The organism is Kitasatospora sp. NPDC001132 (assembly GCF_053598415.1).
Window position 1 is genome coordinate 14,945 of sequence record NZ_JBSFKF010000034.1, and the last position, 13,818, is coordinate 28,762.

Annotated in this window: 26 protein-coding genes; all 26 read right to left on the minus strand. The window is 66.2% G+C overall.

Annotated elements, in window-relative coordinates:
• Window positions 1-59: 59 nt before the first annotated feature.
• Window positions 60-440, minus strand: coding sequence for a 30S ribosomal protein S13 (rpsM, locus tag ACWDBE_RS31990; RefSeq protein WP_188306769.1), 381 nt, complete (start codon window positions 438-440; stop codon window positions 60-62).
• A 176-nt stretch (window positions 441-616) separates the two neighbouring features.
• On the minus strand, window positions 617-730 hold the full coding sequence (gene rpmJ / locus ACWDBE_RS31995) for a 50S ribosomal protein L36 (RefSeq protein ID WP_003956441.1): 114 nt from the start codon (window positions 728-730) through the stop codon (window positions 617-619).
• 33 nt (window positions 731-763) lie between these two features.
• Window positions 764-985 carry a translation initiation factor IF-1 gene (infA, locus tag ACWDBE_RS32000; RefSeq protein WP_003956442.1) on the minus strand — a complete coding sequence of 74 codons (222 nt, stop codon included), beginning with the start codon at window positions 983-985 and terminating at the stop codon, window positions 764-766.
• Window positions 986-1,179: 194 nt separating this feature from the next.
• Window positions 1,180-1,605, minus strand: coding sequence for a large conductance mechanosensitive channel protein MscL (mscL, locus tag ACWDBE_RS32005; protein ID WP_449788177.1), 426 nt, complete (start codon window positions 1,603-1,605; stop codon window positions 1,180-1,182).
• A 142-nt stretch (window positions 1,606-1,747) separates the two neighbouring features.
• Window positions 1,748-2,587, minus strand: coding sequence for a type I methionyl aminopeptidase (gene map, locus ACWDBE_RS32010; RefSeq protein WP_355261350.1), 840 nt, complete (start codon window positions 2,585-2,587; stop codon window positions 1,748-1,750).
• 115 nt (window positions 2,588-2,702) lie between these two features.
• Window positions 2,703-3,356 carry an adenylate kinase gene (locus ACWDBE_RS32015; protein WP_402406061.1) on the minus strand — a complete coding sequence of 218 codons (654 nt, stop codon included), beginning with the start codon at window positions 3,354-3,356 and terminating at the stop codon, window positions 2,703-2,705.
• Window positions 3,356-4,666, minus strand: a complete 1,311-nt coding sequence (gene secY / locus ACWDBE_RS32020) for a preprotein translocase subunit SecY (protein WP_392867331.1) — start codon at window positions 4,664-4,666, stop codon at window positions 3,356-3,358. Before secY ends, ACWDBE_RS32015 begins: the two co-directional genes overlap by 1 nt.
• Before the next feature lie 310 nt (window positions 4,667-4,976).
• Window positions 4,977-5,429, minus strand: coding sequence for a 50S ribosomal protein L15 (gene rplO, locus ACWDBE_RS32025; RefSeq protein WP_392867334.1), 453 nt, complete (start codon window positions 5,427-5,429; stop codon window positions 4,977-4,979).
• A 2-nt stretch (window positions 5,430-5,431) separates the two neighbouring features.
• Window positions 5,432-5,614, minus strand: a complete 183-nt coding sequence (rpmD, locus tag ACWDBE_RS32030) for a 50S ribosomal protein L30 (protein ID WP_030055835.1) — start codon at window positions 5,612-5,614, stop codon at window positions 5,432-5,434.
• Window positions 5,614-6,234 (minus strand): 30S ribosomal protein S5, encoded by a 621-nt coding sequence (rpsE, locus tag ACWDBE_RS32035; RefSeq protein ID WP_350573992.1) that lies wholly within the window; start codon window positions 6,232-6,234, stop codon window positions 5,614-5,616. Before rpsE ends, rpmD begins: the two co-directional genes overlap by 1 nt.
• 49 nt (window positions 6,235-6,283) lie before the next feature.
• A complete protein-coding gene (rplR, locus tag ACWDBE_RS32040; protein ID WP_030280785.1) occupies window positions 6,284-6,667 on the minus strand; it encodes a 50S ribosomal protein L18 in 384 nt (127 codons plus the stop codon).
• A 3-nt stretch (window positions 6,668-6,670) separates the two neighbouring features.
• A complete protein-coding gene (gene rplF / locus ACWDBE_RS32045) occupies window positions 6,671-7,210 on the minus strand; it encodes a 50S ribosomal protein L6 (protein ID WP_392867340.1) in 540 nt (179 codons plus the stop codon).
• Window positions 7,211-7,232: 22 nt separating this feature from the next.
• A complete protein-coding gene (gene rpsH / locus ACWDBE_RS32050; RefSeq protein WP_350503566.1) occupies window positions 7,233-7,640 on the minus strand; it encodes a 30S ribosomal protein S8 in 408 nt (135 codons plus the stop codon).
• 268 nt (window positions 7,641-7,908) lie between these two features.
• Window positions 7,909-8,094, minus strand: a complete 186-nt coding sequence (locus tag ACWDBE_RS32055) for a type Z 30S ribosomal protein S14 (protein ID WP_030393303.1) — start codon at window positions 8,092-8,094, stop codon at window positions 7,909-7,911.
• Between the two features lie 4 nt (window positions 8,095-8,098).
• Window positions 8,099-8,668, minus strand: a complete 570-nt coding sequence (gene rplE / locus ACWDBE_RS32060) for a 50S ribosomal protein L5 (RefSeq protein WP_359820418.1) — start codon at window positions 8,666-8,668, stop codon at window positions 8,099-8,101.
• Entirely contained in the window at window positions 8,668-8,979 is a 312-nt protein-coding gene (rplX, locus tag ACWDBE_RS32065) for a 50S ribosomal protein L24 (RefSeq protein ID WP_030263484.1), read from the minus strand. Before rplX ends, rplE begins: the two co-directional genes overlap by 1 nt.
• A 15-nt stretch (window positions 8,980-8,994) precedes the next feature.
• The gene (rplN, locus tag ACWDBE_RS32070) at window positions 8,995-9,366 is read right to left on the minus strand and encodes a 50S ribosomal protein L14 (protein WP_030232481.1); all 372 of its coding nucleotides are present in this window, start codon (window positions 9,364-9,366) and stop codon (window positions 8,995-8,997) included.
• Between the two features lie 102 nt (window positions 9,367-9,468).
• Entirely contained in the window at window positions 9,469-9,741 is a 273-nt protein-coding gene (rpsQ, locus tag ACWDBE_RS32075; protein WP_030055826.1) for a 30S ribosomal protein S17, read from the minus strand.
• Window positions 9,741-9,965 (minus strand): 50S ribosomal protein L29, encoded by a 225-nt coding sequence (gene rpmC, locus ACWDBE_RS32080; protein WP_030232478.1) that lies wholly within the window; start codon window positions 9,963-9,965, stop codon window positions 9,741-9,743. The genes rpsQ and rpmC overlap by 1 nt, the downstream gene beginning before the upstream one ends.
• Window positions 9,965-10,384: a 50S ribosomal protein L16 gene (gene rplP, locus ACWDBE_RS32085; protein WP_030232476.1), complete on the minus strand. Its 420-nt coding sequence runs from the start codon at window positions 10,382-10,384 to the stop codon at window positions 9,965-9,967. The genes rpmC and rplP overlap by 1 nt, the downstream gene beginning before the upstream one ends.
• A 5-nt stretch (window positions 10,385-10,389) precedes the next feature.
• Window positions 10,390-11,214 carry a 30S ribosomal protein S3 gene (gene rpsC / locus ACWDBE_RS32090; protein WP_355253411.1) on the minus strand — a complete coding sequence of 275 codons (825 nt, stop codon included), beginning with the start codon at window positions 11,212-11,214 and terminating at the stop codon, window positions 10,390-10,392.
• Window positions 11,214-11,561, minus strand: coding sequence for a 50S ribosomal protein L22 (gene rplV, locus ACWDBE_RS32095; protein WP_030280773.1), 348 nt, complete (start codon window positions 11,559-11,561; stop codon window positions 11,214-11,216). The genes rpsC and rplV overlap by 1 nt, the downstream gene beginning before the upstream one ends.
• Window positions 11,562-11,643: 82 nt before the next feature.
• The gene (gene rpsS, locus ACWDBE_RS32100; protein ID WP_035848164.1) at window positions 11,644-11,925 is read right to left on the minus strand and encodes a 30S ribosomal protein S19; all 282 of its coding nucleotides are present in this window, start codon (window positions 11,923-11,925) and stop codon (window positions 11,644-11,646) included.
• An 11-nt stretch (window positions 11,926-11,936) separates the two neighbouring features.
• Entirely contained in the window at window positions 11,937-12,773 is an 837-nt protein-coding gene (gene rplB, locus ACWDBE_RS32105; RefSeq protein WP_030232466.1) for a 50S ribosomal protein L2, read from the minus strand.
• 46 nt (window positions 12,774-12,819) lie between these two features.
• Window positions 12,820-13,137, minus strand: coding sequence for a 50S ribosomal protein L23 (gene rplW / locus ACWDBE_RS32110; protein WP_030280768.1), 318 nt, complete (start codon window positions 13,135-13,137; stop codon window positions 12,820-12,822).
• Window positions 13,137-13,814, minus strand: coding sequence for a 50S ribosomal protein L4 (gene rplD, locus ACWDBE_RS32115; protein WP_031063053.1), 678 nt, complete (start codon window positions 13,812-13,814; stop codon window positions 13,137-13,139). Before rplD ends, rplW begins: the two co-directional genes overlap by 1 nt.
• Window positions 13,815-13,818: the final 4 nt, after the last annotated feature.

The window sequence follows — 13,818 nt, forward strand, 5'->3', positions numbered from 1 at the left end:
TACTGAGGTGGTCGGTCCGCTGACCCGCGGGCCGGAGGGATGTCCGGTTACGGGACGGACTACTTCTTGCCCGGCTTCTTCTTGCCGGCGATCGCGCGACGCGGGCCCTTGCGGGTACGCGCGTTGGTGTGGGTGCGCTGACCGCGGACCGGCAGGCCACGGCGGTGACGCAGACCCTCGTAGCAGCCGATCTCGACCTTGCGGCGGATGTCGGCGGCCACCTCACGGCGGAGGTCACCCTCGACCGTGTAGTTGGCGTCGATGTACTGGCTCAGCTTGACGAGGTCGTCCTCGGAGATGTCGCGAACGCGGACATCCGGGTTGACACCGGTCTCGGCCAGGGTCTGCTGGGCGCGGGTACGGCCGATGCCGTACACGTAGGTGAGGGCGATCTCGATCCGCTTCTCACGGGGGAGATCAACGCCGGCGAGGCGTGCCATTCAAGGCTCCTGTGGTTCTTCAGAGGTCTTGCGTGCTACCTACTCCTTCGCCTCTCGACGATGGAGCCCCGGCCTCTGACCGGGGGTGGCAGTCCGTCCACGAGGGGACGGATCGGGTAGCCCGCTTATGACGTTTTCGCGTCGCGCGAAGTACTACGAGAAATGCTGGAGAGCGATCAGCCCTGGCGCTGCTTGTGGCGCAGGTTGTCGCAGATCACCATGACCCGGCCGTGGCGGCGGATCACCTTGCACTTGTCGCAGATCTTCTTGACGCTCGGCTTGACCTTCATGTTTCAGGTTCTCCGGGTCTAGATCTGACGTTCTTACTTGTAGCGGTAGACGATCCGCCCGCGCGTGAGGTCGTAGGGGCTGAGCTCCACGACGACCCGGTCGTCCGGCAGGATGCGGATGTAGTGCATGCGCATCTTGCCACTGATGTGCGCGAGGACCTTGTGACCGTTCTGCAGCTCGACCTTGAACATCGCGTTCGGAAGAGACTCGATCACGGTGCCCTCGATCTCAATGGCGCCTTGCTTCTTAGCCATGAACTGCGAGATCCACCTTCCGGGACCGGCTACCGTATGCGGAACGCTCGTGCGAACCTGGGTTCACCCCTACCCCGGAGGGAAGAGGGCGCGCTGAAGCACGCTACGAGTGAGCCGACGGTCCATCCTACGCCAGCGCGTGCGGTGGACCAAAACGGGGGCCCCGGAAAGCGGTAGCCGTCACACCCGTTCCGTCAGGCCCGGGTGGTGACGGTCAGCGGCTCGACGTGGGCGGTGCAGGCCGAGCAGCGGCGGGCGGCCTCGGGGATCTCGGTCAGACACTCGGGGCACGGGCGCTTCGGCGCCTTCGGCTTCTTCGGCATGTAGCGCGCGGTCGCCTTGGTGATCGGCAGCACCACGCAGAAGTACAGCACCGCGGCGGTCATGAAGAACGCGATCAGCACGTTGAGGAACTGCCCGTACGGGAAGGTCACTCCGGCGATGTGCGCCTTGTACGAGCTGAAGTCGCCGGCCGCGCCGACCACCACACCCACCAGCGGGGTGAGGAAGGCGGACACGAAGCCGGTCACCACCGCGGTGAACGCGGCACCGATGACCACACCGACCGCCATGTCGACGACGTTGCCGCGCATCATGAAGTCGCGGAATCCCTTGAGCACGTGCTGTCTCCTGCTCGCTCGTAAGCCACTGCTGACCACTACTGACCACTGCCAGCGGATAAAAATAGGACAAAAGCCCTGGAGGTCCAAACCTCCAGGGCTCTGATCCCTTGTCAGCGGCGGCGGTTGGGCGCCGCCGTGACTACGCGAGGGGGTCCGGAGCTGCGGTGATGCCCAGCTTGGCCAGTTCCGCCTTGCCGCCGTCGAAGGCGGTCAGCACCAGCGGACCCTGCTCGGTGACGGCCACCGAGTGCTCCCAGTGCGAGGCCCAGGTGCCGTCGTTGGTGACGACCGTCCAGTCGTCCTCCAGCACGGTGGTGTGCGGGGTGCCGAGCGAGACCATCGGCTCGATCGCCAGCACGGTGCCCGGCACCAGCTTCGGGCCCTTGCCGCGGCCGCGCTCGACGTAGTTCAGCACGTGCGGCTCCATGTGCATCGCGGTGCCGATGCCGTGGCCGCCGTAGCCCTCGGTGATGCCCCACTTGCCCTTAGGCGGCAGCGGCTGGCGGCGGATGTAGCCCTCGATCGCCTTGGAGACGTCGACCAGACGGTTGTTCTTCTTCATCTGGGCGATGCCGGCCCACATCGAGCCCTCGGTGACCCGGCTCAGCATCTCGACCTCCGGGCGGACCTCGCCGACCGCCACCGTGATGGCCGAGTCGCCGTGCCAGCCGTCCAGGATGGCGCCGCAGTCGATCGAGATGACGTCACCCTCCTGGAGCACCCGCTCGCCGGGGATGCCGTGCACGACCTCGTTGTTCACCGAGGCGCAGATGACGCCCGGGAACCAGAGCCCGCCGTGGTGGGCGCGGAAGTTCGAGGTGGCGCCGTGGTCGGTGATGACCTTGTCCGCGATGTCGTTGAGCTCCTGGGTGGTCACCCCCGGGACGACAGCCTCGCGGCAGGCCTTCAGGGCCTCGGCGACGACCAGCCCGGCCGCTCGCATCTTCGCGATCTGCTCGGGGGTCTTGATCTCCACCATCTGGTCACGCCTTCCAAGTCCGGATTACCACTGCTACCACCGTACGACGCCGAAACGGCCGGGCCACCCGCTTCACGGGCGACCCGGCCGTACCGTCGTACGTTCGCCGAGAGACTCAGCTGTCCTGCTTCAACGCCTCGATCGAGCGGGCAGTGACCTCGTCCACCTTGCCGAGGGCCGAGATCGTCGCCACCAGGCCCTGCTGGACGTAGTAGTCGATGATCGGCTCGGTCTCCGTGTGGTAGACCTCCAGGCGCGTGCGCACCTTCTCCTCGGTGTCGTCCGAGCGCTGGTACAGCTCGCCGCCGCACTCGTCGCAGACGCCCTCGACCTTCGGCGGGTTGTAGTCCACGTGGAAGACGTGGCCGCCGTCGTTGCGGCACAGGCGACGGCCGGCGATCCGGCGGACGACCTCGTCCTCGGGGACCTCCAGGTCCAGCACACCGTCCAGCTTTATGCCCTGCTCGGCGAGGAACTCGTCCAGCGCCTTGGCCTGCCCCAGGTTGCGGGGGAAGCCGTCGAGCAGGAAGCCGTTGGCGGCGTCCTCCTGGAGCATTCGGTCCTTGGCCATCCCGATGGTGACCTCGTCCGGCACCAGGTGTCCCGCGTCCATGTAGCTCTTGGCCTCGAGGCCGAGCGGGGTGCCCTGGCTGATGTTCGCACGGAACAGGTCGCCGGTGGAGATGTGGGGGATGGACAGGGTCTTGGCGAGCAGGTGCGCCTGAGTACCCTTCCCGGCCCCGGGAGGACCAACGAGGACGATACGCATCAGCGGAGGAACCCTTCGTAATTGCGCTGCTGGAGCTGGCTCTCGATCTGCTTCACAGTTTCGAGTCCGACGCCGACGACGATGAGCACGCTGGTGCCGCCGAACGGGAAGTTGGTCTGCTGTCCGAAGGCGACCAGGGCGATCATCGGGATCAACGCGATCAGGCCCAGGTAGAGCGAACCCGGCCACGTGATTCGGGTCAGCACGTAGTTCAGGTACTCGGCCGTCGGTCGGCCGGCCCGGATACCCGGGATGAACCCACCATACTTCTTCATGTTGTCGGCAACTTCTTCGGGGTTGAAGGAGATGGCGACGTAGAAGAAGGCGAAGAAGACGATCAGCAGGAAGTAGGTGGCCATGTAGATCGGGTGGTCACCCTTGACGAAGTTCGTCCGGATCCACGTGGCCCAGCCCGCCTGGCTGTTGGTCAGCTGGACCACGAGGGCGGGGATGTACAGCAGCGACGAGGCGAAGATGACCGGGATGACACCGGCCTGGTTCACCTTGAGCGGGATGTAGGTCGAGGTCCCACCGAACGCCCGGCGGCCGATCATCCGCTTCGCGTACTGGACCGGGATCCGGCGCTGGGCCTGCTCGACGAAGATGACCAGCATCACGACGATGATGCCGACCGCGACCACGGAGAGGAACTCGACCCAGCCGTCGCCGATGGTGCCGGACTGCTTGATCGCCCACATCGAGGACGGGAACTGGGCCGCGATCGAGGTGAAGATCAGCAGCGACATGCCGTTGCCGATGCCGCGGTCGGTGATCAGCTCGCCCAGCCACATGATGACCGTGGTGCCCGCGGTCATGGTGAGGACCATGACCGCGATCCGGAACACGCTGGTGTCCGGGACGATCTGGTTGGCCAGCGGGCAGCCGGAGAACAGCGCGCCGCTGGAGGCCGTCGCCACGATGCCGGTGCCCTGGAGCACGGCGAGGGCGATGGTCAGGTACCGGGTGTACTGGGTGATCTTCGCCTGGCCGGCCTGCCCCTCCTTCTTCAGCATCTCCAGTCGCGGGATCACGACGGTGAGGAGCTGGAGGATGATGCTCGCCGTGATGTACGGCATGATGCCGAGGGCGAAGATCGTCAGCTGGAGGAGCGCGCCACCGCTGAACAGGTTGACGAGTCCGAAGAGGCCACTGTTCTTGGTCTCCTTCACGCACTCGTTCACGGCCGTGAAACTCACGCCCGGAATCGGGATGTGCGAGCCCAGCCGGAACAGCACCATGATGCCCAGCGTGAACAGCAGCTTCTTGCGCAGGTCGGGCGTCTGGAACGCCCGCGCGAACGCACTGAGCACGGTGCCTCCTGCGCCTCCCGCGCGTCGTCGGCGGGAGGGTCGGTCCTGAATGGGGAGTTTTGCGGTACGGGCTCCCGTACAGACGGCACAGGCGAGCCTACGCGCAGCCTACAAGGGAACTCCACGGACTCTAACAGTGCGCGGCCACTCGGAAGAAGCGCGTACCGCCGGTCCCCCACTCATGGGGTACGGGATGCCCGGTTTTGCCACACAAAAGAACGAGCGCCGTCGGGCCGGAAATCCCCGGGAACGGCACGAGCCCCGCACCTCCCGAAGGAGGTGCGGGGCTCGTGGGCGGAATTCAGCGGGCTCAGATGAGCTCGGTGACCGTACCGCCGGCGGCCTTGATCTTCTCGGCGGCCGAACCGGAGACGGCGTCCACCGCAACCTGGAGGGCGACCGAGATCTCGCCGGTGCCGAGCACCTTGACGAGGGAGTTCTTGCGAACCGCGCCCTTGGCGACCAGGTCCTCGACGGTGACCTCGCCACCCTGCGGGTAGAGCTCGGCCAGCTTGTCGAGGTTGACAACCTGGAACGTGATCTTGAACGGGTTCTTGAAGCCCTTCAGCTTCGGCAGGCGCATGTGGAGCGGCATCTGGCCACCCTCGAAGCGCTGCGGAACCTGGTAGCGGGCCTTCGTGCCCTTGGTGCCACGACCGGCGGTCTTACCCTTGGAGCCCTCACCACGACCCACACGGATCTTGTCGGTCTTGGCACCCGGGGCGGGACGCAGGTTGTGGATCTTGATCGGGTTGTCGCCCATGATCAGTCCACCTCCTCAACCGTCACCAGGTGACGGACCGTGTGGGCCATCCCGCGGATCTCGGGACGGTCCTCCTTCACCACGACGTCGTGCATGCGCTTGAGACCAAGCGAACGCAGGGTGTCACGGTGATTCTGCTTGCTGCCGATGTACGACTTGGTCTGCGTGATCTTCAGGCGAGCCATCAGGCGCTCACCCCAGCAGCACGCGCCCGCAGCAGAGCGGCGGGGGCCACGTCCTCCAGCGGCAGGCCACGACGGGCGGCGATCTCCTCGGGGCGCACGAGGCCCTTCAGAGCGGCCACGGTGGCGTGCACGATGTTGATCGCGTTGTCCGAGCCGAGCGACTTCGACAGGATGTCGTGGATGCCGGCGCACTCCAGGACGGCGCGCACCGGACCACCGGCGATAACACCGGTACCGGGGGCGGCGGGCTTCAGCAGCACGACGCCGGCGGCCTTCTCACCCTGGATGGGGTGGGGGATGGTGCCCTGGATACGGGGGACCTTGAAGAAGTTCTTCTTGGCCTCCTCAACGCCCTTGGCGATGGCGGCCGGAACCTCCTTCGCCTTGCCGTAACCGACACCCACGGTGCCCTCGCCATCGCCCACCACGACGAGCGCGGTGAAGCTGAAGCGACGGCCACCCTTGACAACCTTGGCGACACGGTTGATCGCGACGACGCGCTCGACGTAAGCGGTCTTCTCGACGGCGGGGGCGTTGCCCCGGTCGTCACGCTTACGGTCGCGCCGCTCGCCACCGGTGCCGCCACCGGCGCCGCTGCCGCGGCGCTGGGGTCCAGCCATTGGATTTACCTCTCTCGTAATACGTCCGTCGACAGAGTCGACGAGCGGCTTAGAAGTCGAGCCCGGCCTCACGGGCCGCGTCCGCCAGGGCGGCGATGCGGCCGGCGTACCGGTTGCCCGCGCGGTCGAAGACGACCGACTCGATGCCGGCGGCCTTGGCGCGCTCGGCGACCAGGCTCCCGACCTTCTTGGCCAGCTCGGTCTTGTCGCCCTCGGCGCCCTTGATGGACACGTCGAGGGTGGACGCCGACGCCAGGGTGTGACCCTTGGCGTCGTCGATGACCTGGGCGACCATGTGACGGTTCGAGCGCGTCACAACGAGACGCGGACGCACCTCGGTGCCGACGACGCGCTTGCGAACGCGGATCGCGCGGCGCTTGCGAGCGGCGCTCTTGTAGGCGTTGCCCTTGCCGATCTTGACAGAGACACTCATCGCTTACTTACCACTCTTTCCGACCTTGCGGCGGATGACCTCGCCCGCGTACTTGACACCCTTGGCCTTGTACGGGTCGGGCTTGCGCAGCTTGCGGATGTTCGCGGCGACCTCGCCGACCTTCTGCTTGTCGATGCCGTCCACGTGGAACTTGGTGGGCGACTCGACGACGAAGGAGATGCCCTCCGGCGCGGTGATCAGGATCGGGTGGCTGTAACCGAGCGCGAACTCCATGTCGGAGCCCTTCGCGGTCACACGGTAACCAACACCGCTGATCTCCAGCGACTTGCGGTAGCCCGCGGTCACGCCGGTGATCATGTTCGCCACCAGCGTGCGGGTCAGGCCGTGCAGGGCCTTCGAGCGACGCTCGTCGTTCGGACGAGAGACGAGCACAGTGCCGTCCTCGGCCTTGCCGATCCCGATCGGCTCGGCGACGACGTGGGTGAGCGAGCCCTTCGGGCCCTTCACCGAGACCGCCTGGCCATCGATGGTGACGTCCACGCCAGCGGGGACCTGGATGGGCAGCCGTCCAATGCGCGACATTGCTGTACCTCCGTTTCCCGAATTACCAGACGTAGGCGAGAACTTCTCCGCCTACGCCCTTCTTGGCGGCCTGCTTGTCGGTCAGGAGGCCGGACGACGTGGAGATGATCGCCACGCCCAGGCCGCCGAGAACCTTCGGCAGGTTGGTGGACTTTGCGTAAACGCGCAGACCCGGCTTGCTGATGCGCTTGATGCCGGCGATGGAGCGCTCACGGTTGGGGCCGAACTTGAGCTCGATGGTCAGCTTCTTGCCGACCTCGCCCTCAGCCGGCTCCTCAACCTTGTAGGAGGAGATGTACCCCTCCTGCTGCAGGATCTGGGCGACGTGCGCCTTGATCTTGCTGGCCGGCATCGCCACGGTGTCGTGGTACGCCGAGTTCGCGTTACGCAGACGCGTGAGCATGTCTGCGATGGGGTCGGTCATGGTCATGATGGCCTCAGGCCTCTCTCGCCGTGGTTTCTCCGCGCCAGGTCCCCCTTCCGCACTCTTCCGAGTTCGTCAGGGGCACAAGCGCAGGGGACCTACGACGTAGTAAGACTGGGTGCGAGCCCTTCCTCTGAAGGGCCACGGACGTCCATGGGGAAGCCGCGGCAGGGGGCCCGACCCCACTACCTTACGGGACTCCGTACGGCAGGCCCAAAACGGACCGGTGTGGGATCGGGCACCTCTGCGTCGCTGTGTGCCTAAAGCGCCTGGATTACCAGGAGCTCTTGGTCACGCCCGGCAGCTCGCCGCGGTGCGCCATCTCACGGAGGCAGACACGGCACAGGCCGAACTTGCGGTACACCGAGTGCGGACGGCCGCAGCGCTGGCACCGGGTGTAGGCCCGGACGCCGAACTTCGGCTTACGCTCGGCCTTCGCGATGAGGGACTTCTTCGCCATTGGCTCACGCCTCCTTGAACGGGAAGCCCAGAGCGCGCAGGAGCGCCCGGCCCTCGTCGTCGGTCTGAGCGGTGGTCACGACGGTGATGTCCATACCGCGCTGACGGTCGACCTTGTCCTGGTCGATCTCGTGGAACATAACCTGCTCGGTCAGACCGAAGGTGTAGTTGCCACGGCCGTCGAACTGCTTCGGGGAGAGACCGCGGAAGTCACGGATACGCGGCAGAGCCAGCGAAACCAGACGGTCCAGGAACTCCCACATGCGGTCACCACGGAGGGTGACGTGGGTGCCGATCGGCTGGCCCTCGCGCAGCTTGAACTGCGCGATGGACTTGCGAGCCTTGGTCACGGCCGGCTTCTGACCGGTGATGGCGGTCAGGTCGCGGATCGCGCCCTCGATCAGCTTGCTGTCACGGGCAGCCTCGCCGACACCCATGTTGACGACGACCTTGACCAGGCCGGGCGTCAGCATGACGTTCTCGTACTTGAACTGCTCCTGCAGCTGACCCTTGATCTCGGAGTTGTAACGCTCCTTGAGGCGGGGGGTCACCTTCTCAACAGACGTCTCAGACATCAGATGTCCTCACCGGTTCGCTTGGCAACGCGGATCTTGTTGCCCTGGTCGTCGAAGCGGTAGCCGACGCGGGTGACGACCTTCTTGCCGTCCTTCTCCACGACCAGCTGGACGTTGGAGACGTGCACCGGGGCCTCGACGGTCACGATGCCACCCTGGGTACCCGGACCCGGCTTGGTGTGCTTCTTGACCCGGTTGACACCCTCGACGAGGACCTTGTTCTCAGCCGGCATGGCCTGGATGACCTTGCCCTGCTTGCCCTTGTCCTTGCCGGTGATGACCTGGACCAGGTCACCCTTCTTGATCTTCATGCTGTTCGCCATGAGTTAGAGCACCTCCGGCGCAAGCGAGATGATCTTCATGAACTTCTTGTCACGCAGCTCGCGGCCCACCGGGCCGAAGATGCGGGTGCCACGGGGGTCACCTTCGGTGTTCTTCAGAACGACCGCGGCGTTCTCGTCGAAACGGATGTACGAGCCATCCGGACGACGACGCTCCTTGACGGTGCGGACGACGACGCACTTGACGACGTCACCCTTCTTCACCGAACCACCGGGGATCGCGTCCTTGACGGTGGCGACGATGACGTCCCCGATACCGGCGTAGCGGCGACCGGAGCCACCGAGAACACGGATGCAAAGGATCTCCTTGGCACCAGTGTTGTCGGCGACGCGCAGTCGCGACTCCTGCTGGATCACAGCTTTCTCCTGATCGTCAACGAGAGTCGACGGGCCGGCCGCTGCTCACATCGGCGCCCCTGCGGGACCCGGTGCACATACGGCCGTACCTCATCGGCTTCGTTACTTGGCCTTCTCGAGGATCTCGACGACGCGCCAGCGCTTCGTCGCGGACAGCGGGCGGGTCTCCGCGAGGAGGACCCGGTCGCCGATGCCGCAGGCGTTGGCCTCGTCGTGCGCCTTCAGCTTGTTCGTACGGCGGATGACCTTGCCGTACAGAGCGTGCTTGACGCGGTCCTCGACGGCGACGACGACGGTCTTGTCCATCTTGTCGCTGACGACGAGACCCTCACGGGTCTTGCGGAAACCGCGCGTCTCGTTGGTGTTCTCAGTCATCAGGCGTTCTCCACCGTCTCGATGCCCAGCTCGCGCTCGCGCATCAGGGTGTAGATCCGCGCGATGTCCTTACGGACGAGCTTGAGCCGTCCGTGGTTGTCGAGCTGCCCGGTCGCCGCCTGGAAGCGGAGGTTGAACAGCTCCTCCTTGGCCTCGCGCAGCTTGGCAACGAGACCCTCGTTGTCCAGCGAACGAAGCTCAGCAGCCTTGGTAGCGGCCGACATCAGCTCTCACCGTCCTCGCGCCGGACGATCCGGCACTTCATCGGCAGCTTGTGCGCGGCACGGGTGAGCGCCTCGCGAGCAACCTTCTCGTTCGGGTACGACAGCTCGAACATGACCCGACCCGGGTGCACGTTCGCGATCCACCACTCCGGCGAACCCTTACCGGAACCCATGCGGGTCTCGGCCGGCTTCTTGGTGAGCGGACGGTCCGGGTAGATGTTGATCCAGACCTTGCCGCCACGGCGGATGTGACGGGTGATCGCGATACGAGCGGACTCGATCTGACGGTTCGTCACGTAGGCCGGGGTCACGGCCTGGATGCCGAACTGGCCGAACGCCAGCTCGGTGCCACCCTTGGCAGCGCCACGGCGCTTCGGGTGGTGCTGCTTGCGGTGCTTGACCCGACGGGGGATCAGCATTGGGGTCAGGCCTCCGTTCCGGTGTTCTCGGCAGCCGGAGCCTCGACCGCCGGGGCCGCGGGGGCCTCGGCAGCGGCGGGACGACGGCCACGGCCACCGCGCTCGCCACCACGGCGGTCGCCACCGCGGGCGGGACGACCACCCTCGGGACGGGCCGGGCGGTTGCCCGAGCGGGCAGCGGCGTTCTCAGCGCGGACCTCGGCGATGTTCTTGACGTCGCCCTTGTAGATCCAGACCTTCACGCCGATGCGGCCGAAGGTGGTCTTGGCCTCGAAGAAGCCGTAGTCGACGTTCGCCCGCAGGGTGTGCAGCGGCACGCGACCCTCGCGGTAGAACTCCGAACGGCTCATCTCGGCGCCGCCGAGACGACCGGAGCACTGGACCTTGATGCCCTTGGCGCCGGACTTCATGGTGCCCTGCATCGACTTGCGCATGGCACGGCGGAAGGAGACGCGGGAGGACAGCTGCTCCGCGACGCCCTGAGCCACGAGCTGGGCGTCCAGCTCGGGGTTCTTGACCTCGAGGATGTTCAGCTGGACCTGCTTGCCGGTCAGCTTCTCCAGGTCGCCGCGGATGCGGTCGGCCTCGGTGCCACGGCGACCGATGACGATGCCGGGGCGGGCGGTGTGGATGTCGACGCGGACGCGGTCGCGGGTGCGCTCGATCTCGACCTTGGAGATGCCGGCGCGCTCCATGCCCTTCGTCATCATGCGACGAATGGCAACGTCTTCCTTGACGTAGTCCTTGTACAGCTTGTCGGCGTACCAGCGGGACTTGAAGTCCGTGCTGATGCCGAGGCGGAACCCGTGCGGGTTAACCTTCTGGCCCATTACCGGGTCCCTTCCTTGCTGCTGACGACCACGGTGATGTGGCTGGTCCGCTTGCGGATCCGGTAGGCGCGGCCCTGGGCACGCGGACGGAACCGCTTCAGGGTCGGGCCCTCGTCAACGTACGCCTCGGAGATGTAGAGGTCGTCCACGTTGGAGTGGTTGTAGTTGTGCGCGGCGTTGGCGATGGCGCTGTCGAGCACCTTGCCGACCGGCACGGTGGCGGCCTGCGGAGCGAAACGCAGGACGGCCTGGGCCTCCGTGGCATTCATGCCACGGATGAGGTCCACCACGCGGCGGGCCTTCATGGGCGTCACGCGGATGTACCGCGCCTGTGCCCTGGCTTCCATGGTTGTCCCCTTAATGGAGTAAGTCATTGAGTCTTATTGGCGCGCAAGCTCAGCCCGTGGCCAGGGGCCACTGATGGGCTCTCTAGCGGCGCTTCGACTTCCGGTCATCCTTCACGTGGCCACGGAAGGTGCGGGTCGGAGCGAACTCGCCGAGCTTGTGGCCGACCATCGACTCGGTGACGAACACCGGGACGTGCTTACGGCCATCGTGAACCGCGATCGTGTGACCGAGCATGCTCGGGGAGATCACGGAACGACGGGACCAGGTCTTGATGACGTTCTGAGTACCCGCCTCGTTCTGAGCGTCCACCTTCTTGATGAGGTGGCCGTCGATGAAGGGGCCCTTCTTGAGACTGCGCGGCATCTGACCTGCTCCTAGCGCTTCTTGTTGGTCTTGCGGCGGCGCACGATGAGCTTGTCCGACGCCTTGTTCGGGCGACGGGTACGGCCCTCGGGCTTACCCCACGGCGAGACCGGGTGGCGACCACCGGAGGTCTTACCCTCACCACCACCGTGCGGGTGGTCGATCGGGTTCATGGCCACACCACGCACGGTCGGGCGGACGCCCTTCCAGCGCATACGGCCGGCCTTGCCCCAGTTGATGTTCGACTGCTCGGCGTTGCCGACCTCGCCGACGGTGGCGCGGCAGCGCGCGTCGACGAGGCGGATCTCACCGGAGGGCATGCGCAGGTGCGCCATCTTGCCCTCACGCGCCAGCAGCTGGATGCCGGAGCCGGCCGAGCGGGCCAGCTTGGCACCGCCGCCGGGACGCAGCTCCACCGCGTGGATGGTGGTACCGACCGGGATGTTGCGCAGCGGCAGGTTGTTGCCCGGCTTGATGTCGGCGCCAGCGCCGTTCTCGATCCGGTCACCCTGCGCGATGCCGCGCGGCGCGATGATGTAGCGCTTCTCGCCGTCCGCGTAGTGCAGGAGCGCGATGCGCGCGGTGCGGTTCGGGTCGTACTCGATGTGAGCGACCTTGGCCGGCACGCCGTCCTTGTCGTGACGACGGAAGTCGATCACGCGGTAGGCGCGCTTGTGACCGCCACCCTGGTGGCGAGCGGTGACACGACCGGCGTTGTTGCGGCCGCCCTTGCTGTGCAGGGGGCGAACCAGCGACTTCTCCGGGGTGGACCGCGTGATTTCTACGAAGTCGGCCACGCTGGAGCCGCGACGGCCCGGCGTAGTCGGCTTGTACTTGCGGATGCCCATTTGGCTCTCTCGTCCTCGTCCTAATCGACGATCACGATCTCCTGATTCAGGAGACCGGACCACCGAAGATGTCGATGCGGTTGCCCTCGGCCAGCGTCACGATGGCGCGCTTGGTGTCCTTGCGCTTGCCAAAGCCCGTCTTGGAGCGCTTGCGCTTGCCCTGACGGTTGATCGTGTTGACAGCCTCGACCTTGACCGAGAAGACCGCCTCGACGGCCTGCTTGATCTGGGTCTTGTTGGCGCCCGGCGACACGATGAACGTGTACTTGTTCTCGTCGAGGAGCGAGTAGCTCTTCTCCGAGATGACCGGCTTCACCAGGACGTCACGGGGGTCCGTGAACGTCTTGCTCGTAACGTCGCTCATCAGGCGGCGCTCCCTTCGAGCTCGCCCTCAGCGGCAACGGCCTTGGCGGACGCGGCCGGACCGGCCACGAAACGCTCGAAGGCGGCCTGGGTGAAGACCACATCGTCGGAGACGAGCACGTCGTAGGTGTTCAGCTGACCGGCGTCCAGGATGTGCACGTGCGGCAGGTTGCGAGCGGACTTCAGGCCCAGCTCGTCCTCGCGCTCGACGACCAGGAGGACGTTCTTGCGCTCGGTGATCTTGCCGAACAGGCTCTTGGCGGCCTTGGTCGACGGCGCCTCGGTCGCGGTCACGCCGGTGACGACGTGGATGCGGTTGTGGCGGGCCCGGTCGGTGAGCGCACCGCGCAGGGCGGCGGCGATCATCTTCTTCGGGGTCCGCTGCGAGTAGTCGCGCGGCACGGGACCGTGCACGACGCCACCGCCGGCGAACTGCGGCGCACGGGTCGAGCCCTGACGGGCGCGGCCGGTGCCCTTCTGGCGGTACGGCTTCTTGCCGCCGCCACGGACCTCGCCGCGAGTCTTGGTCTTGTGGGTGCCCTGACGGGCCGCAGCGAGCTGCGCCACGACGACCTGGTGCATCAGCGGAACGCTGACCTTCGCGTCGAAGATCTCAGCCGGCAGCTCGAGGCTGCCGGTCTTGTCGCCAGCCGGCGACAGGATGTCAATGGTGCTCATATCC